Annotated in this window: 15 protein-coding genes; 11 read left to right on the forward strand and 4 right to left on the reverse strand. The window is 59.9% G+C overall.

All coding sequences use genetic code 11. The annotated features are described in order from the left end of the window. Positions 1 to 652 precede the first annotated feature (652 nt). The 11 genes from pcaR to pcaC all read left to right on the forward strand — a co-directional run bounded on the left by pcaR (position 653) and on the right by pcaC (position 11,506). On the forward strand, positions 653 to 1,495 hold the full coding sequence (gene pcaR / locus AD668_RS05780) for a pca regulon transcriptional regulator PcaR (RefSeq protein WP_053155594.1): 843 nt from the start codon (positions 653 to 655) through the stop codon (positions 1,493 to 1,495). A gap of 124 nt (positions 1,496 to 1,619) precedes the next feature. Beyond that, positions 1,620 to 2,966, forward strand: coding sequence for an MFS transporter (locus AD668_RS05785; RefSeq protein ID WP_053155596.1), 1,347 nt, complete (start codon positions 1,620 to 1,622; stop codon positions 2,964 to 2,966). 275 nt (positions 2,967 to 3,241) lie between these two features. Then, on the forward strand, positions 3,242 to 4,099 hold the full coding sequence (locus AD668_RS05790) for a CoA transferase subunit A (protein WP_053155598.1): 858 nt from the start codon (positions 3,242 to 3,244) through the stop codon (positions 4,097 to 4,099). Further along, positions 4,099 to 4,878 carry a CoA-transferase subunit beta gene (locus AD668_RS05795; protein WP_053155600.1) on the forward strand — a complete coding sequence of 260 codons (780 nt, stop codon included), beginning with the start codon at positions 4,099 to 4,101 and terminating at the stop codon, positions 4,876 to 4,878. The genes AD668_RS05790 and AD668_RS05795 overlap by 1 nt, the downstream gene beginning before the upstream one ends. After that, positions 4,875 to 6,080, forward strand: coding sequence for a 3-oxoadipyl-CoA thiolase (pcaF, locus tag AD668_RS05800; RefSeq protein WP_172681786.1), 1,206 nt, complete (start codon positions 4,875 to 4,877; stop codon positions 6,078 to 6,080). Before AD668_RS05795 ends, pcaF begins: the two co-directional genes overlap by 4 nt. Positions 6,081 to 6,117: 37 nt before the next feature. After that, positions 6,118 to 6,822: a protocatechuate 3,4-dioxygenase subunit beta gene (gene pcaH / locus AD668_RS05805; RefSeq protein WP_053155605.1), complete on the forward strand. Its 705-nt coding sequence runs from the start codon at positions 6,118 to 6,120 to the stop codon at positions 6,820 to 6,822. Between the two features lies 1 nt (position 6,823). Further along, on the forward strand, positions 6,824 to 7,390 hold the full coding sequence (gene pcaG / locus AD668_RS05810) for a protocatechuate 3,4-dioxygenase subunit alpha (protein WP_053155606.1): 567 nt from the start codon (positions 6,824 to 6,826) through the stop codon (positions 7,388 to 7,390). 180 nt (positions 7,391 to 7,570) lie between these two features. After that, the gene (locus AD668_RS05815) at positions 7,571 to 8,875 is read left to right on the forward strand and encodes an MFS family transporter (RefSeq protein ID WP_053155608.1); all 1,305 of its coding nucleotides are present in this window, start codon (positions 7,571 to 7,573) and stop codon (positions 8,873 to 8,875) included. A gap of 45 nt (positions 8,876 to 8,920) precedes the next feature. Then, positions 8,921 to 10,285 carry a 3-carboxy-cis,cis-muconate cycloisomerase gene (locus tag AD668_RS05820; protein ID WP_053155611.1) on the forward strand — a complete coding sequence of 455 codons (1,365 nt, stop codon included), beginning with the start codon at positions 8,921 to 8,923 and terminating at the stop codon, positions 10,283 to 10,285. An 11-nt stretch (positions 10,286 to 10,296) separates the two neighbouring features. After that, complete coding sequence (gene pcaD, locus AD668_RS05825) at positions 10,297 to 11,103, forward strand: 3-oxoadipate enol-lactonase (RefSeq protein WP_053155613.1); 807 nt, start codon at positions 10,297 to 10,299, stop codon at positions 11,101 to 11,103. Positions 11,104 to 11,113: 10 nt separating this feature from the next. Beyond that, positions 11,114 to 11,506 carry a 4-carboxymuconolactone decarboxylase gene (gene pcaC / locus AD668_RS05830; RefSeq protein ID WP_008054163.1) on the forward strand — a complete coding sequence of 131 codons (393 nt, stop codon included), beginning with the start codon at positions 11,114 to 11,116 and terminating at the stop codon, positions 11,504 to 11,506. A 92-nt stretch (positions 11,507 to 11,598) separates the two neighbouring features. Here the strand turns inward: pcaC and AD668_RS05835 are convergent, their stop codons facing one another. From AD668_RS05835 to AD668_RS05850, 4 genes are all read right to left on the reverse strand, one after another. Then, a complete protein-coding gene (locus AD668_RS05835) occupies positions 11,599 to 12,858 on the reverse strand; it encodes an OprD family porin (RefSeq protein WP_053155615.1) in 1,260 nt (419 codons plus the stop codon). Between the two features lie 359 nt (positions 12,859 to 13,217). Next, a complete protein-coding gene (gene emhC, locus AD668_RS05840) occupies positions 13,218 to 14,678 on the reverse strand; it encodes an efflux RND transporter outer membrane subunit EmhC (protein WP_053155617.1) in 1,461 nt (486 codons plus the stop codon). Continuing rightward, positions 14,678 to 17,839, reverse strand: a complete 3,162-nt coding sequence (gene emhB / locus AD668_RS05845; protein WP_053155619.1) for an efflux RND transporter permease subunit EmhB — start codon at positions 17,837 to 17,839, stop codon at positions 14,678 to 14,680. The genes emhC and emhB overlap by 1 nt, the downstream gene beginning before the upstream one ends. Before the next feature lie 3 nt (positions 17,840 to 17,842). Next, complete coding sequence (locus tag AD668_RS05850) at positions 17,843 to 19,000, reverse strand: efflux RND transporter periplasmic adaptor subunit (protein ID WP_053155621.1); 1,158 nt, start codon at positions 18,998 to 19,000, stop codon at positions 17,843 to 17,845. Positions 19,001 to 19,154 lie beyond the last annotated feature (154 nt).

Below are 19,154 nucleotides of genomic sequence, written 5' to 3' on the forward strand. Positions count from 1 at the left end.
AAACGCGCTGCATCAAATCGACTGATCGCGCTCGACGAATGGACAATACCTTTCAAAGGCATCGTTCTTACGACAAGTGATCAATGCTTCCATGTCGCAGGCGGCCACGGCACCAGAGTTAAACGGCTGACGTAGCATCAGTTTCCTTTTCCAGCGAACGCACTGGCGAAATCCATGTATGGAGGTCAGGCGCTTGCTGTGATCGGCAACGATAAAACACATCATTGCCAGGTTGCAGCGACGGCAAGTAAAAGGCGCGCTACTGAATTGTATTATAGCGGGCCATTTGAAGAACACTATCTCCAAACAGTTAAAAGTGGTGCAGGGATGTGACCGAATTGTTGCTGGAAACTTAACGGACGATAAGAAATCTGGCAGATATCAGATGCGGGGCGATGCCTTTCTGACGCCATTAAGTCGGTCAATTCAAGGTAACTATATCGTCTCCCTAACTGTGGAGACCAGGCGGCGAAAATTCAAGTTGGTGATTGAGGGAACGCGCTTTGATTGCGATCACTCAAGGGAGGCAAGCGACTGGATTGCGATTATCGGGCGCGCGTTCGATAATCGCCCATTGTTGATTGCCCGGGGTTGTGCGATGAGTGCCAGCCCCTTGTAATAGCCGCTGATCCGTGCGGGAAAAGGACCTTATATGAACGATCAATTGCGCAACTCTTTCGCTTCCGTCGCCCCGCCCATCGTCGCGTCGCCGGCCAAGCGGATTCAGGCATTAACGGGTGATCCGGATTTCATGACCTCCCTGGCCCGTGGCCTGGCCGTGGTGCAAGCTTTTCAGGAGCGCAAGCGGCACCTGACCATCGCCCAGATCAGCCATCGCACGGAAATTCCACGTGCCGCTGTGCGTCGTTGTCTGCACACGTTGATCAAGCTCGGCTATGCCACCACCGATGGCCGCACGTATTCGTTGTTACCTAAAGTGCTGACCCTGGGCCATGCCTATGTATCCTCGACGCCGCTGGCGGTTTCTGCCCAGCCGTATCTGGATCGCATGAGCGAGCAGCTCCACGAGGCATGCAACATGGCCACGCTGGAAGGCGACGACATCCTGTACATCGCCCGTTCCGCAACAACCCAGCGGCTGATCTCGGTTGATCTGTCGGTAGGCGGGCGCCTGCCGGCGTATTGCACATCGATGGGGCGGATTCTGCTGGCAGCGCTGGATGACACGTCTCTGGGCGAATACCTCGATCACGCCGAATTGCAGGCCAAGACCAGTCGTACAATTCACACCCCCGAGGCCTTGCTCGAATGCCTGCAAGAAGTTCGACAGCAAGGCTGGTGCATCGTCGACCAGGAACTCGAGCAAGGGCTGCGTTCGATTGCGGTCCCGGTGTACGACGCCTCCGGCCAGGTGGTCGCCGCGCTCAATGTGAGCACCCATGCCGGCAGGGTCAGCCGCAACGAACTGGAACAACGGTTCCTGCCGGGCCTGTTGAGTGCCAGCCGCGACCTCAGCGCGCAGCTGTTTGCCTAAGCTGTTCGATAAACGCACAAAGTCGCGTTTATCGAATTGACGCTGTTTCCTCTGGCTCATTACTGTCGCGGCTTCGTCAGAGTCTGCTGACACCGTTCGCCTGCGATTTGTGGAAATAAAAATAATGAACCAGCCTCAGTCTGCTGTAGGAAACTGCCTCGACGTGCAGTCCTTCATCAATGCCCAACCCATTTCACGCTACCAGTGGCGCGTGGTGATTCTGTGTTTTCTGATTGTCTTCCTCGATGGCCTCGACACCGCAGCCATGGGCTTCATCGCGCCGGCGCTGTCTCAGGATTGGGGTATCGACCGCGCCAGCCTTGGCCCGGTGATGAGTGCGGCGTTGATCGGCATGGTCTTCGGCGCGTTGGGCTCGGGTCCGTTGGCTGACCGTTTCGGACGAAAAGTCGTACTGGTCGGCGCGGTACTGTTGTTCGGTGCCTTCAGTCTGGCTTCGGCGTACAGCAGTAATGTCGAGCAGCTTCTGGTGCTGCGCTTCCTGACTGGCCTGGGCCTGGGTGCCGGCATGCCGAACGCCACGACGTTGTTGTCGGAATACACCCCGGAGCGTAAGAAGTCTTTGCTGGTGACCAGCATGTTCTGCGGCTTCAACCTCGGCATGGCCGGTGGCGGATTCATTTCGGCCAAGTTGATTCCCGCGTTCGGCTGGCACAGCCTGTTACTGATTGGCGGGATTCTGCCGTTGATTCTTGCGGTGGTTTTGCTGTTCTGGTTGCCGGAATCGGCACGTTATCTCGTCGTCCGAAACCGCGGCACCGACAAAGTACGCAAAGCGCTGGCGCCGATTGATCCAGGCGTGGTGGCGCAGGCGTCCAGCTTCAGTGTGCCGGAGCAGAAAACCGTCAAGGCGCGCAATGTGTTTGCGGTGATTTTCTCAGGCACCTACAGCGTGGGCACCTTGTTGCTGTGGCTGACCTACTTCATGGGCCTGGTCATTGTTTATCTGCTGACCAGTTGGTTGCCGACCCTGATGCGCGACAGCGGCGCGAGTATGGAGCAGGCGGCCTTCATCGGTGCGTTGTTCCAGTTTGGTGGTGTGCTCAGTGCGGTCGGAGTGGGCTGGGCGATGGATCGGTTTAATCCGCACAAGGTCATCGGCACCTTTTACCTGTTGGCCGGGGTGTTTGCCTACGCGGTGGGGCAGAGCCTGGGCAACATCACGATTCTGGCGACGCTGGTGCTGGTGGCCGGGATGTGCGTCAACGGTGCGCAGTCCGCGATGCCATCCCTCGCGGCGCGGTTCTATCCGACCCAAGGCCGTGCAACCGGGGTCTCGTGGATGCTCGGCATCGGACGTTTCGGCGCGATTCTCGGTGCCTGGATGGGTGCCACGCTATTAGGGCTTGGCTGGAACTTTGAGCAGGTACTGACGGCGTTGGTGATTCCCGCGGCGCTGGCGACCGTAGCGGTGGTGATCAAGGGCATGGTCAGCCATGCGGATGCGACCTGATTCGGGTTTGAAATAGTGGTGTAGCAGTAAAAGATCGCAGCCTGCGGCAGCTCCTACAGGGGAATGTATAAATCTGTAGGAGCTGCCGCAGGCTGCGATCTTTTGGGGGCAGCGCATAAAGATAGCCAAACAACAATGTGTTCGATAAACGAACACTCAGTCGATTATCGGATTGTTTGACGTTTTTCAGGGGCTTAATCTTCAGTCATTCCGGCGTCGCGCATCGGCGCCTTTTTCATCCACTGTTGGTTAATAACAAATGGGAGCCTGCCCCAATGGCTGAAATCCTTTCGCTGCACGACGCGGTGAAGCAATTCGTAAACGACGGCGATACCGTCGCGCTCGAGGGCTTTACTCACCTGATCCCTACGGCGGCGGGTCACGAAATCATTCGCCAGGGCAAGAAAGACCTGACTCTGGTGCGGATGACCCCTGACCTGATCTATGACCAGTTGATAGGTGCCGGTTGTGCTCGCAAACTGATTTTCTCCTGGGGCGGCAACCCGGGCGTTGGTTCGCTGCACCGTCTGCGTGACGCTGTCGAGAAGCAATGGCCCCACGCGCTGGAAATCGAAGAACACAGCCACGCCGACCTGGCGAATGCCTACGTCGCCGGGGCTTCTGGCCTACCGTTCGCGCTACTGCGTGCCTACGCCGGTTCCGACCTGCCGAAGGTCAACCCGCTGATCAAATCCGTCACTTGCCCATTCACCGGTGAAGTGCTGGCCGCCGTGCCTTCGGTGCGCCCGGACATTACCGTGATTCACGCACAGAAAGCCGACCGCAAGGGCAACGTGTTGCTCTGGGGCATTCTCGGCGTGCAGAAAGAAGCCGCGCTGGCCGCCAAGCGCTGCATCGTCACCGTTGAAGAAATCGTCGACGATCTCAATGCACCGATGAACTCCTGTGTATTGCCAACCTGGGCCTTGAGCGCAGTCTGCCACGTACCTGGCGGCGCGCATCCGTCCTACGCCCACGGTTACAACGAGCGCGACAACCGTTTCTACCAAGCCTGGGACCCGATTGCCCGCGACCGTGAAACCTTCACCGCGTGGATCAACGAATACATCCATGGCAGCGCTGACTTCAGCGAGTTCCAGGCCAAACTGGCCGCCGCTTCGGAGGCTAAGTAATGACTTACACCACTAATGAAATGATGACCGTCGCCGCTGCCCGCCGTCTGAAGAACGGTTCGGTGTGCTTCGTAGGCATCGGTCTGCCGTCGAAAGCAGCCAACCTGGCACGCCTGACTTCTTCGCCGGATGTAGTCCTGATCTACGAATCGGGCCCGATTGGTGCCAAGCCAAGCGTATTGCCCCTGTCGATCGGTGACGGTGAACTGGCGGAAACCGCTGACACCGTGGTGCCGACCGGTGAGATTTTCCGTTACTGGTTGCAAGGCGGGCGTATTGACGTCGGTTTCCTCGGCGCGGCGCAAGTCGACCGTTTCGGCAACATCAACACCACCGTGGTCGGTGATTACCACTCGCCGAAAGTGCGCCTGCCAGGTGCCGGTGGCGCGCCGGAAATTGCCGGTTCGGCCAAGAGCGTACTGATCATTCTCAAGCAATCGGCACGTTCCTTCGTTGATAAGCTCGACTTCATTACCTCGGTCGGCCATGGCGAGGGCGGTGATTCGCGCAAGCGTCTCGGCCTGCCTGGCGCCGGTCCGGTCGGCATCATTACCGATCTGTGCATCATGGAGCCGGAAGAGGGCACCCATGAGTTCGTGGTCACTGCACTGCACCCGGGCGTCACCCGTGAGCAAGTGGTTGCCGCCACCGGTTGGGCGATTCGTTTTGCCGACCATATCGAGCAAACCGCTGAGCCGACTGAAGTCGAACTGACAGCGCTGCGCGATCTCGAAGCCCGCACCGCTGCCGCCCACGGTCAAGCCCCGGGAGAAGCGTGATGCGTGACGTATATATCTGCGATGCGATCCGCACACCTATCGGCCGCTTCGGCGGTGGCCTGTCGACGGTTCGCGCCGACGACCTGGCTGCCGTGCCGATCAAAGCCTTGATGGAGCGCAATCCGTCGGTGGACTGGAACGCGGTGGACGAGGTGTTCCTCGGCTGCGCCAACCAGGCGGGTGAAGACAACCGCAACGTGGCGCGCATGGCACTGCTGCTGGCCGGACTGCCGGAAACCATTCCGGGCGTGACCCTCAACCGCCTCTGCGCTTCGGGTATGGATGCCATTGGCACTGCCTTCCGCGCCATTGCCAGCGGCGAAATGGAGTTGACGATTGCCGGCGGCGTCGAGTCGATGTCCCGGGCGCCGTTCGTGATGGGCAAGGCCGACGCGGCGTTTTCGCGCAATATGAAACTGGAAGACACCACCATCGGTTGGCGCTTCATCAACCCGTTGATGAAAGCCCAGTACGGCGTGGACGCGATGCCGCAGACTGCCGACAATGTCGCGGATGATTACAAGGTCTCCCGCGCCGATCAGGACGCGTTCGCCTTGCGCAGTCAGCAACGTACCGCCGCCGCGCAAGCTGCAGGCTTTTTCGCCGAAGAAATCGTTGAAGTGCGCATTGCCCACAAAAAGGGTGAAACCGTGGTCAGCCAGGACGAACATCCTCGCGCCGATACCACCCTGGAAGCCCTGACCAAACTGAAACCGGTCAACGGCCCCGACAAAACCGTCACGGCCGGCAACGCCTCCGGTGTGAACGATGGCGCTGCCGCGTTGATCCTGGCCTCGGCCGAAGCGGTGAAGAAACACGGTTTGACCGCCCGTGCCAAAGTGCTGGGCATGGCCAGCGCCGGTGTGGCCCCGCGTGTGATGGGTATTGGCCCAGTGCCAGCGGTGCGTAAACTGATCGAGCGCCTCGGTGTGGCGGTCAGCGATTTCGACGTGATAGAACTCAACGAAGCGTTTGCCAGCCAGGGTCTGGCGGTGCTGCGTGAACTGGGAATCGCCGACGACGCGGCCCAGGTCAACCCGAATGGTGGCGCCATTGCCTTGGGTCATCCGTTGGGCATGAGTGGTGCGCGATTGGTATTGACTGCGTTGCATCAGCTGGAAAAGACCGGTGGCAAGAAAGGTCTGGCGACCATGTGTGTCGGTGTTGGCCAAGGTCTGGCTCTGGCTATCGAGCGCGTTTGACGCGCTCTGAAGACTTATAAGAACTGAGGAATGTTTCATGACTGACAAGCCTGGTTACCGTCGCCCGCAGGAAGGCACTCAACCGCCGTACCTGCATCCGACTTACCAATCAACCAACCTGCGCTCGCCGTCGAAACCGTTGGTGTTCCTGCCGCATTCATTGTCGGAAATTACCGGTCCAACCATCGGTGCCGAACGCATCAATGAGAAGGACAATGACCTGACTGCCCAGCATGACGCGGAACCTCAGGGTGAGCGCATCATCATCCACGGCCGTGTGCTGGACGAAAACGGTCTGCCTGTGCCGGGGATTCTGGTAGAGATCTGGCAGGCCAACGCCGCCGGTCGCTACGCCCATGCCCGCGACCTGCACGACGCGCCGCTGGACCCGAACTTCACCGGCACCGGTCGCACCGTGACCGACGCCGATGGCTGGTATCAATTCCAGACCATCAAGCCTGGTGCGTATCCGTGGGGTAACCACCACAACGCCTGGCGCCCGGCGCACATCCATTTCTCGTTGTTCGGGCCGAGCATCCTCACGCGTCTGGTCACGCAGATGTATTTCCCGGGCGACCCGCTGCTGGCCTACGACCCGATTTACAACTGCGTACCCGACACCGGTGCAAAAGAGCGCTTGATCGCCACGTTCGATCTGGAAAAAACCATCCCTTCCTATGCCCTCGGTTATCGTTGGGACATCGTTTTGCGCGGCCGCGACGCCACGCCGATGGAGAAATAAGATGACGCTGACTGCGACCACGTCCCACACCGTCGGACCTTACTACCACATCGGCCTGACCTGGCTGAACCGCGAAAACCTGACCGTCGAACAAACCCTGGGCGAGCGCGTGGCGATCACCGGGCAAGTGGTTGATGGCAACGGCGATGTCGTCAACGACGCGATGCTGGAAGTCTGGCAGGCCAACGCGGCCGGCAAATACGACCACCCGGAAGACGACCAGGACAAACCCCTGGACCCGAATTTCGAGGGATTTGGCCGGGTGCCGGTGGATGCCGAAGGGCGCTTCCGTTTCACCACGATCAAACCGGGTACCGTGGAAGGCCTGAAAGGTACGATCCAGGCGCCGCACTTGGTGGTGCTGGTGTTCGCCCGTGGTCTGGTGAAACACTTGCTGACACGGATCTATTTTGATGGCGAACCGGCCAACGTCGACGATCCGCTGCTCGAATGCGTACCGGCCGAACGCCGCAGCACGCTGATGGCGAAGCAGGATGCATCAGGTGTTTACCAGTGGAATGTGATTCTGCAGGGCACTGATGCCGAGACGGTGTTCTTCGATTATTGAGTGAGCACCGTGCCCCCTGTAGGAGCCGGCTTGCTGGCGATTGCGGTGTCAGTTTCATCAATGTTGAATGACACAGCGCAATCGCCAGCAAGCCGGCTCCTACAGAGGCTCCTGCATCTGCGGAACGGGACTGTTGCAAAGTGTGCCTAGACTCTCACTGTCCCCATTGAGTGAAAAACGATGACAACCCCGATTTCTACTACAGCTTTATATACGGGCGAGGAGCGCAGCAAGCGGATCTTCGCCATTGTCGGTGCCTCGTCCGGCAACCTGGTCGAATGGTTCGACTTCTACGTCTACGCCTTCTGTGCGATTTATTTCGCCCCAGCCTTTTTCCCGTCCGACAACCCCACGGTGCAGCTCGTCAATACGGCGGGCGTATTCGCCGCCGGGTTCCTGATGCGACCGATCGGCGGCTGGATTTTCGGGCGTGTCGCGGACAAGCACGGGCGCAAGAACTCGATGCTGATCTCGATTCTGATGATGTGCTTCGGCTCGTTGTTGATCGCCTGTCTGCCGACCTACAAGGACATCGGTGTCTGGGCGCCGATCCTGTTGCTGTTCGCGCGTTTGCTGCAGGGCCTGTCCGTGGGGGGCGAGTACGGCACCACCGCAACCTATATGAGTGAAGTGGCGCTCAAGGGCCAGCGTGGGTTCTTCGCTTCGTTCCAGTACGTGACCCTGATCGGCGGACAGCTGCTGGCGGTGTCGCTGGTAGTGATCCTGCAACAATTCCTCACTGAGGACGACCTGCGCGCCTACGGCTGGCGGATTCCGTTCGTGGTCGGTGCCGTGGCGGCGCTGATTTCGCTGTTCCTGCGTCGTTCGCTGAAAGAAACCACCAGCAAGGAAATGCGCGAAAACAAGGACGCCGGCAGCATCAAGGCGCTGTTCCGCGATCACAAAGCCGCGTTCATCACCGTGCTCGGTTACACCGCCGGTGGCTCGCTGATTTTCTACACCTTCACCACGTACATGCAGAAGTACCTGGTGAACACCGCCGGCATGCACGCCAAGACGGCCAGTTACATCATGACTGGCGCGCTGTTTCTTTATATGTGCATGCAGCCGATCTTCGGCATGCTCGCGGACAAGATTGGCCGACGTAACTCTATGCTCTGGTTCGGCGCGCTGGGTACCTTGTGCACCGTGCCGATCCTGCTTAGCCTCAAAAGCGTCAGCAGCCCGTTCATGGCTTTTGTGCTGATTACCCTGGCGCTGGCGATCGTGAGTTTTTACACCTCGATCAGCGGCCTGGTGAAAGCCGAGATGTTCCCCCCGGAAGTGCGCGCACTGGGCGTTGGCCTGGCGTATGCGGTGGCGAATGCGATCTTCGGTGGCTCGGCGGAATACGTGGCTCTGAGCCTCAAGGCCGTAGGGATGGAAAACTCCTTCTATTGGTACGTGACGGTGATGATGGCAATCGCCTTCCTGTTCAGCCTGCGCCTGCCGAAACAGGCGAAGTATCTGCATCACGATCTTTGATCTTCACGCGCGGGTCGGCAAGGCCCGCGCCTTCAGGAACTGTTTATGAACCAGCGACCGGGCAATCAATTGTTCGATGCCTATTTCACTGCCCGCGAGATGCGTGAGGTGTTCTGCGATCAGGGCCGGGTCCAGGCCATGCTCGATTTCGAAGCGGCGCTGGCCCGTGCCGAGGCTCGGGTTGGCTTGATTCCGGTGAGTGCTGTCGCGCCGATTGAGGTCGCGTGCAGCGCCGGACATTACGACTTTGCCGCTCTTGGCGAGGCGATTGCCACGGCCGGGAACTCGGCGATTCCGTTGGTCAAGGCGCTAGGCAAACAGATCGCTGCGCACAATGCCGAGGCTGAACGTTACGTGCATCTTGGCGCGACCAGTCAGGATGTGATGGACAGTGGTCTGGTTCTGCAATTGCGCCGAGCGCTGGAACTGATTGAAAAAGATCTCGCCGACCTGGGCCAATCCCTCGCGGTGCAAGCCCAGCGCTACGCCGCCACTCCCCTGGCAGGGCGTACCTGGTTGCAACATGCGACCCCGGTTACCCTGGGCATGAAAATCGCCGGTTGGCTGGGCGCAGTGACCCGCAGTCGTCAGCGGTTGCAGGAACTCAAGCCGCGCCTGTTGGTGCTGCAATTTGGCGGTGCGTCCGGAACCCTTGCAGCCCTTGGCGAACAGGCGATGCCGATAGCCCAGGCGCTATCTGAAGAACTGCAACTGACCTTGCCAGACCAGCCGTGGCACACCCAGCGCGATCGCGTGGTGGAGTTCGGTTCGGTTCTGGGTCTGATCGCCGGCAGCCTCGGCAAAATGGGCCGCGACATCAGCCTGTTGATGCAGACCGAAGCCGCCGAAGTGTTCGAGCCATCGGCACCGGGCAAGGGCGGTTCCTCGACCATGCCGCACAAACGCAACCCGGTGGGCGCGGCGGTGTTGATTAGTGCGGCGACCCGTGTTCCCGGTTTGCTCTCGACGCTGTTCAGCGCCATGCCGCAAGAGCACGAGCGCAGCCTCGGTTTATGGCACGCCGAATGGGAAACCCTGCCGGAGATTTGCTGCCTGGTGTCCGGCAGCCTGCAACAAGCGCTGCTGGTTGCCCAGGGACTGGAAGTGGACGCCGAACGCATGACGCGCAACCTCGACCTGACCCAAGGCCTGGTGCTTGCCGAAGCGGTGAGCATCGTCCTTGCGCAACGCGTAGGGCGCGATACCGCACATCATCTACTCGAACAATGCTGCAAACGTGCCGTGGCCGAACAGCGTCATCTGCGAGCGGTGCTCGGCGACGAGCCGCGAGTGACTGCCGAGTTGTCGGCCACCGAACTCGATCATCTGCTGGACCCCGCCCATTATCTCGGTCAGGCCAAAACCTGGGTCGAGCGAGCGGTGGCTGAACATTCTGCATTGACTGCCTGAAGGAGATTGCTGTGGCTTTCGTTCAACTCGCCGATGGCGAACTGCACTACCAAATTCAAGGGCCGCAACTCGACGGACCGGTCGACGCGCCGGTGCTGGTGCTGTCCAACTCTCTGGGCACCGATCTGCACATGTGGGACGCGCAAATCCCGGCGTTCACCGAGCATTTTCGTGTGTTGCGTTTTGACACTCGCGGCCACGGCCAGTCCTTGGTGACACCGGGGCCGTACAGCATCGAGCAACTGGGTCACGACGTGCTGGCGCTGCTGGATGCCTTGCACATCGAGCGCGCACATTTCTGCGGCCTGTCCATGGGCGGGTTGATCGGCCAGTGGCTGGGCATAAATGCCGGCGAGCGCCTGAACAAGCTGATCGTGTGCAACACTGCAGCGAAAATTGGCGATCCATCGATCTGGGACCCGCGCATCGAGATGGTGCTGCGCGATGGTCAGGCGGCCATGATTGCCCTGCGTGATGCATCGATTGCACGCTGGTTCACCCCGGACTTCTCCGAAGCCAACCCGGCGGCGGCCAAGCAGATTACCGACATGCTCGCGGCCACTTCCCCACAGGGTTATGCAGCCAACTGTGCAGCCGTGCGCGATGCCGATTTCCGCGAGCAATTGTCGTCGATCAAGGCGCCGCTGCTGGTCATCGCGGGCACCGAAGACGCCGTGACGCCACCGTCCGGCGGCCACTTCATTCAGGAACACGTGCCGGGTGCCGAGTACGCCGAGTTTTACGCCGCGCATTTGTCCAACGTCCAGGCAGGCGACGCATTCAGCGAACGCGTGCTGACGTTCCTGTCGGCTCAGTGAGGGATTTTCCGTGGACGAAAAACAACGTTACGACGAAGGTATGGAAGTCCGTCGCGCGGTGCTGGGCGACGCCCACGTCGACCGCAGTCTGACCACCCTGACCGAGTTCAACTCGGAGTTTCAGGAGATGATCACCCGCCACGCCTGGGGTGATATCTGGACCCGACCAGGCCTGCCGCGCCACACTCGCAGCCTGATCACCATTGCCATGCTGATCGGCATGAACCGCGAGGGCGAACTCAAATTGCACCTGCGCGCCGCCGCCAACAACGGCGTCAGCCGTGGCGAGATCAAGGAAGTGATCATGCAGAGCGCAATCTACTGCGGGATTCCGGCAGCCAATGCGACGTTCCACCTGGCGGAATCAGTGTGGGATGAGTTGGGGGTTGAGTCGCGGGAGTAAGTTAAGGCTTAAAAAAGATCGCAGCCTGCGGCAGCTCCTACAAGGGAATGTGAACACCTGTAGGAGCTGCCGCAGGCTGCGATCTTTTGACTTTAAAGCAAGCTGATCGGATAGCTGACGATCACGCGGTTTTCATCGAACTCGTTGTTGCTGTAGTCCCGGCGCATGGTCGAGTTGCGCCACTTCACGTTCAAGTCCTTCAGCGCACCGCTTTGCACGGTGTAGCCCAGTTCCGATTCACGTCCCCATTCCCTGCCATCGGTGATGGTGCCGGTGTGCACGTTGTCACCGCTGATGTAGCGGTTCATCAGGGTCAGGCCCGGCGCGCCGACGCCGGCGAAGTTGTAGTCGTGGCGTACTTGCCAGGATTTTTCCTGGGCATTGTCGTAGCTGGAGTTGTAGCTGTCGTTGGCCAGCGTCCCGCCGCTGGTGCCGTTGACGCGCATCCAGGCGCTGTCTCCGGTGAGTTTTTGCAGGCCGACATAAAAGGTGTTGCTACCGTATTTTGCCGAGAGCATCCCGGACCAGGTCTTGTTGTCCAGATCGCCGGCCCGGGCGCTGCCGTCTTCCTTGCCGTAGAAGTAGCCAAGGTTGGCGCCCAGGGTCCAGTCGCCAAGGGGCTGGCTGTGGATCAGATTGACGTATTGCTGGCTGTAGATGTCCTTGAGTTCAGCGTTCCACAGACCGATCTGGGTGCGCTTGTCGTTGAACACGTACTCGCCGCCCTGGAAGTTGAAACGGTCGGACGTGAACGCGGCTTTGCCGGTCATCGACATGTCGCCCATGCTGCTGTCGTCACGCGGGCTGTTCTGCCGGAACTGGCCGCCGTAGAGCGTCAGGCCATTGATCTCCTTCGAGGTGATCTGGCCGCCACGGAAGGTTTGCGGCAGCGAGCGACCATCATCCGAGCGCAGGATAGGCAGCACCGGCATCCATTCGCCGACCTTCGCTTCAGTCTGCGACAGCCTGGCCTTGAACGCGACGTTGGTGCGGCCGAAGTTGTCTGCCGGGCGACCATCGCTATCGAGCGGCAGCAGTTGCGTTCCGCCAGTGCCCTTGCCGCCATCAAGCTTTACCGAGTACAACCCCAGCACATCCATGCCAAACCCGACGATGCCTTGAGTGAATCCGGACTTGGCATCGAGGATGAAACTTTGCGTCCACTCCTCAGCCTTGCCCTGGGCCTTGGTCGGGTTGGTGAAGTTGCGGTTGAGGTAGAAGTTGCGCAGGTTCAGGTTGACCTTGGCGCCTTCGACAAAACCCGGTTCCTCGGCATGGGCAGGCAGGGTCGCGCTGGCCACGGCAATGGCGATCAGGCCGGGAACGAAATACTGCGCAGGAGAAGGCTTCATGGGGTTGGGTCTCTCTAATTCTTTGGGGTGAAACGGGGCGATGCCGCAACCCGGGGTTGCAGACGAACAGTCGATCAGGACAAGCGAAGCGGATCAGCCAGAGAGGGCAGGGCGCGGGGGCATGGTGTCGAACCTGTTGTTTTTGGTTTTGTGGTTCGGATGGTGTGGGAAATGTACTGGATGGTTCAATTGCTAAGATTGGGTTTTGGGCGATTATCGAACGGCAAAAGATCGCAGCCTTCGGCAGCTCCTACAAGGGAACGCGAATGTCCGCGTAGGAGCTGCCGAAGGCTGCGATCTATTAATTTTAACCAACAAAAAGCCCACCAATCGGTGGGCTTCGTGTTTTCACAGCGCTATCAGAACAACTTCAACTCCGGCGCTTCTTTTTTCAACGGCTCGTTCTTCGCCGTTTGTTCGTTCCAGCCACCGCCCAAGGCCTTGTACAGATTGACCTGGCTGACCAGCTGCGCCAGACGGTCAGTGATCAGCACTTGTTGCGCGCTGAACAGCTGACGCTGGGCATCGAGGAAGGTCAGGTTGCTGTCGACACCGATGCGGTAACGACGCTCGGCCAGGCGGTAGTAGTCCTGGTTGGCACTGACGAAATCTTTCTGTGCCTGCAACTGCTGGACGTAGGTCTGGCGCGCGGCCAGGCCGTCGGCGACTTCCTGGAAGGCCGTTTGAATGGACTTCTCGTAATTCGCCACGCCGATGTCTTTCTGGATTTTCGAGTAATCCAGGCTGGCACGCAGGCTGCCGGCGTTGAAGATCGGCAGGTTGATCTGCGGCTGGAACAGCCAGGTCCCCGAACCACCGTTGAACAGACCGGACAGGTCCGGGCTCAAGGTGCCTGCGTTGGCCGTCAGGCTGATGCTCGGGAAAAACGCAGCCCGCGCCGCGCCGATGTTGGCGTTGGCGGCCTTCAGGTTGTATTCGGCCTGGAGGATGTCCGGACGACGTTGCAGCAGGTCCGATGGCAGGCCAGGCGGAACGTCGCTCAGCAGATCGTCGTTCAGCGGTTTGGCCGCTTGCAGGTTGGCTGGAATGCTGGTGCCGAGCAACAGCACCAGGCTGTTCTCGTCCTGGGCGACCTGGCGGGTGTACTTGGCCAGTTGCGCACGGGCGTTTTCCACCGAGGTGCGCGATTGCGCCAGGTCCAGGGCCGAAGCGACGCCGACTTCATTGCTGCGGGCGGTGAGCTTATAGCTCTCCTCGAATGCAGCGAGGGTGTCCTGGGTCAGCTTCAGCAGTTCCTTGTCGGCCTGCCAGGTCAGGTAGGCGTTGGCTACGCTGGCCACCAGGCTGATCTGGGTGCTGCGGCGACCTTCTTCGGTGGCGAAGTACTTTTGCAGCGCTTCTTCGTTCAGGCTGCGAACGCGACCAAACAGGTCGAGTTCGTAAGCACTGACACCCACAGTCGCCGAGTAGGAACTGGTGATGCCGGATTCACCGGTCTGCGAAGCGTCGGCCGGAACCCGCTGGCGGCTGCCGGTGCCGTTGGCCGAAACCGCCGGGAACAGATCGGCCCGGGAGATGCGGTACTGCGCCGCAAAGGCATCGATGTTCAAGGCAGCGACGCGCAAGTCACGGTTGTTTTCCAGCGAGATCTGAATCAGCTGTTGCAATGCCGGGTCATGGAAAAACTGCTTCCAGCCTTGTTCGGCAGCGGCCTGAGCGGGAGCCTGGGCCGGCGAATACGCCGGCCCTTCAGGGTATTGGCCCGCCACCGGAGCGTCCGGCTGCTGATAGTCAGGTATCAGCGAGCAGCCACCGAGCACGAACGCGGCAACTGCCAGGGAGAGTAGCGACTTGCTCATTAGCCAGCCTCTTTAGGAGTTTCAGTAGCGTCATCCTGGTCGACGTTTTTACGCTGACCCATGGCAGACACAGTGACGAAGAACAGTGGGACCCAGTAGATTGCCAGCACGGTAGCCGTGATCATACCGCCAATCACACCGGTACCGATTGCATGCTGGCTACCGGAACCGGCGCCCGTGGAGATCGCCAGCGGAACCACACCGAGGACGAACGCCAGTGAGGTCATGATGATCGGCCGCAGACGCATCCGGCAGGCTTCGATCGCTGCATCGCGCAGGCTGCGCCCTTGTTCATGCAGCTCCTTGGCGAATTCGACAATCAGAATGGCGTTTTTCGCCGCCAGACCGATAGTCGTCAACAGGCCCACCTGGAAGTACACGTCGTTGGACAGACCGCGCAGGCTGGTGGCCATGAGCGCACCAATGATCCCCAGCGGAACAACCAACATCACCGCGATCGGAATCGACCAGCTTTCATACAGCGCCGCCAGACACAGGAACACCATCAGCAGCGACAGGGCATACAACGCTGGCGCTTGCGAGCCGGACAGACGTTCCTCGTACGACAGGCCGGTCCAGGAAATACCGACACCGGCCGGCAGTTTCTTGGCAATGGCTTCAACTTCGGCCATGGCTTCACCGGTGGAGTATCCCGGAGCCGGGGCGCCGAGGATTTCCATCGCTTCGACGCCGTTGTAACGGGCCAGTTTCGGCGAACCGTAGATCCACTCGCCCTTGGCGAACGCCGAGAACGGCACCATGGTCCCGGTGCTGTTGCGCACGTACCACTTCTGCAGGTCTTCAGGGCTCATGCGAGCACCGGGCTGGCCTTGCACGTAAACCTTCTTCACCCGACCGCGGTCGATGAAGTCGTTGACGTAGCTACTGCCCAAGGCAATCGACAAGGTGTTGTTGATGTCAGCGATGGTCACGCCCAACGCGCTGGCCTTCTCGTCATCGATTTCCAGCTGGTATTGCGGTTCGTCGTTCAGGCCGTTCGGACGGACCTGCGACAGGATCTTGCTTTGCGCCGCCATGCCGAGGAACTGGTTGCGCGCTTCCATCAATTTTTCGTGACCGATACCGGCGCGGTCCTGGAGGAACACGTCGAAACCGGTGGCGTTCCCCAGTTCCAGTACCGCCGGTGGCGCGAAGGCAAACACCATGGCGTCACGGAAGGTGAAGAAGTGCTGCTGGGCACGGGCCGCGACCTTGAACACGTTGTTGTCGGCGTTACGTTCATCCCACGGGCGAAGCATGATGAACGCCATACCCGAGCTCTGGCCACGGCCGGCGAAGTTGAAGCCGGTCACGGTAAACACCGAGTTCACCGCATCGCCTTCACCGCCATCCTTGCCCGGACGCAGCAGGAATTCGCGCATTTCGTCCACGACCACCTGGGTACGCTGGGCCGTCGAACCGGCTGGGGTTTGCACCTGGGCAAACAGTACGCCCTGGTCTTCTTCCGGCAGGAACGCCGTTGGAATGCGGGTGAACAGCCAGATCATGCCGACGACGATCAGCAGGTACGCCAACAGGTACGGTGCCTTGTGCTTGAGCATACTGCCCACACCGCGCTCGTAGCTTCTGACACCGCGGTCGAAATTGCGGTTGAACCAGCCGAAGAAGCCGCGTTTCGGGGTGCCATGTTCGCCTTTGGCAATCGGCTTGAGCATGGTGGCGCAGAGTGCCGGGGTGAAGATCAGTGCAACCAGGACCGACAGGGCCATGGCCGAGACGATGGTGATCGAGAACTGCTTGTAGATCACGCCGGTGGAACCGCTGAAGAACGCCATCGGCAGCAGAACCGCCGACAGTACCAGGGCAATACCGACCAGTGCACCCTGGATCTGGCCCATGGATTTCTTGGTGGCTTCCTTGGGTGACAGGCCTTCTTCGCTCATCACCCGTTCGACGTTTTCCACCACGACGATGGCGTCGTCCACCAGCAAGCCGATGGCCAATACCATACCAAACATGGTCAGGGTGTTGATGCTGAAACCGGCCGCCGCGAGGATCCCGAACGTACCGAGCAATACCACCGGCACGGTCATCGTGGTGATAATGGTGGCGCGGAAGTTCTGCAGGAACAGGAACATCACCAGGAACACCAGCGCGACCGCTTCGACCAGGGTGTGAACCACGCCTTTGATCGATTCGGTCACCACCGGGGTGGTGTCGTACGGGAATACCACTTCCATCCCTTCCGGGAAGAACGGCTTGAGGCTGTCGATGGTCGTGCGCAGGGCTTTTGCGGTGTCGAGGGCGTTGGCGCCGGTGGCCAGTTTCACCGCCAGACCGGACGCCGGAGCGCCGTTGAACTGGGCGTTGATGCTGTAGTTCTCACCGCCCAGGCCGACTTCGGCGACATCTTTCAAACGAACTTGCGACCCGTCCTTGTTGACCTTGAGCAGGATCTTGTCGAATTGTTCGGCGGTCTGCAGGCGGGTCTTGCCGATGATCGTCGCGTTCAGCTGTGTGCCGGGCAGGGCCGGCAAACCGCCGAGCTGACCGGAAGACACCTGCACGTTCTGTGCGGCGATGGCGGTCTTGACGTCGATCGGGGTCAGGTTGAAGTTGTTCAACTTGGCCGGGTCGAGCCAGATACGCATGGCGTACTGCGAACCGAACACCTGGAAGTCGCCGACACCGGCGGTCCGTGAGATCGGGTCCTGCATGTTCGACACGATGTAGTTGGACAGGTCGTCCTTGGTCATGCTGCCGTCACGCGACACCACGCCGATCACCAGCAGGAAGTTCTTCACTGCCTTGGTCACGCGGATACCCTGTTGCTGCACTTCCTGCGGCAGCAGCGGGGTGGCCAGGTTCAGTTTGTTCTGTACCTGAACCTGTGCGGTGTCGGAGTTGGTGCCTTGCTCGAAGGTCGCGGTAATGGTCATGGTGCCGTCGGAGTTACTTTCCGACGAGACATAACGCAGGTTGTCGATACCGTTGAGTTGTTGCTCGATCACCTGAACCACGGTGTCCTGCACGGTTTGCGCCGAAGCGCCCGGGTAGGCTACGGAGATCGCAATCGCCGGAGGCGCAATGCTCGGGTATTGGTTGATCGGCAACCGGAGGATCGATAGTGCCCCGACCAGCATGATCACCAGGGCAATTACCCAGGCGAAAATCGGACGGTCGATAAAAAATTTCGACATGGGTTACTCCCCTTTGCCGCTGGAAGCCTTGTCAGCTGCCTGTGCGGGGGCCGGGTTTTTTGTGGCTACGTTGGTCGCTTCCCTGGCGTTGACTTCGATGCCGGGTTTGACGAATTGCAGGCCTTCGGTGATCAGGCGATCGCCAGCCTTCAGGCCGTCTTCGATCAGCCATTGGTTGCCGACGGTGCGGTTGGCCTTGAGCTGACGCAGTTGGACCTTGTTGTCCGGGCCGACAACCATTGCGGTCGGCGTGCCCTTGAGGTCGCGGGTCACACCTTGCTGTGGCGCCAGGATCGCCGCGCTGTTCACGCCGGCTTGCAGTTTGGCGTGTACGAACATGCCCGGCAGCAGGGTGTGGTCAGGGTTCGGAAACACGGCGCGCAGGGTGACGGAACCGGTGGTCTGGTCAACCGAAACTTCGGAGAACTCCAGCTTGCCGTCCAGCTTGTACTGGCTGCCGTCCTCAAGGGTCAGCTTGACCGTTGCGGCATTGTCACCGGCCTTTTGCAGACGACCACTTTCCAGTTCGCGGCGCAATTGCAGCATTTCGACCGAGGACTGCGTCACGTCGACGTAGATCGGGTCGAGTTGCTGGATGACCGCCATCGCGTCGACCTGGGCATTGCTGACCAATGCGCCTTCGGTCACCGAAGAGCGCCCGATGCGACCGCTCAGCGGTGCGTAGACCTTGGTGTAGCGCACGTTGATCTGGGCGGTTTGCAGCGCGGCTTCCGATTGCAGGCGGTTGGCCACGGCGGTGTCGTATTCCTGACGACTGACAGCTTGCTCGTTGACCAGTTGCTGGTAGCGGTCGGAGACCGACTTGGTCGAACGCAGGTTGGCTTCAGCGCTTTTCAGTGTCGCTTCATAGACCGACGGATCGATCTGATACAGCTGCTGGCCGGCCTTGACGTCGCTGCCTTCCTTGAACAGGCGCTTGAGAATGATGCCGTTGACCTGAGGGCGAACTTCGGCCATGCGGAATGCGCTGGTGCGCCCCGGCAGATCAGACGTCAGGGTGAAACTTTGCGGTTGCAGGGTTACGACTCCGACCTGAGGGGGCGGTGCGGCTGGTGCTGCCTCTTCCTTTTTGCATCCGCTGAGTAGCGATGCCAGGGCGACGGCGGCGACCAGAGCGGTAACAGCTGGCTTGAATTGCATGAAAATCCTCGGGTCAGGCGCGCAAGGTGCGCACAAGAAAGGTGGAAGGTTTAAAAAATGGGTGCCGAGTGGATAAGTAGCTTGCTAAGGAATATACTTACGTACATGGTTGTTTGTAAATACCTTGGCTGTGTACACATACCGTTACAGTGGC

The organism is Pseudomonas sp. P1.8, from assembly GCF_001269805.1.
Taxonomy (GTDB): Bacteria; Pseudomonadota; Gammaproteobacteria; order Pseudomonadales; family Pseudomonadaceae; genus Aquipseudomonas.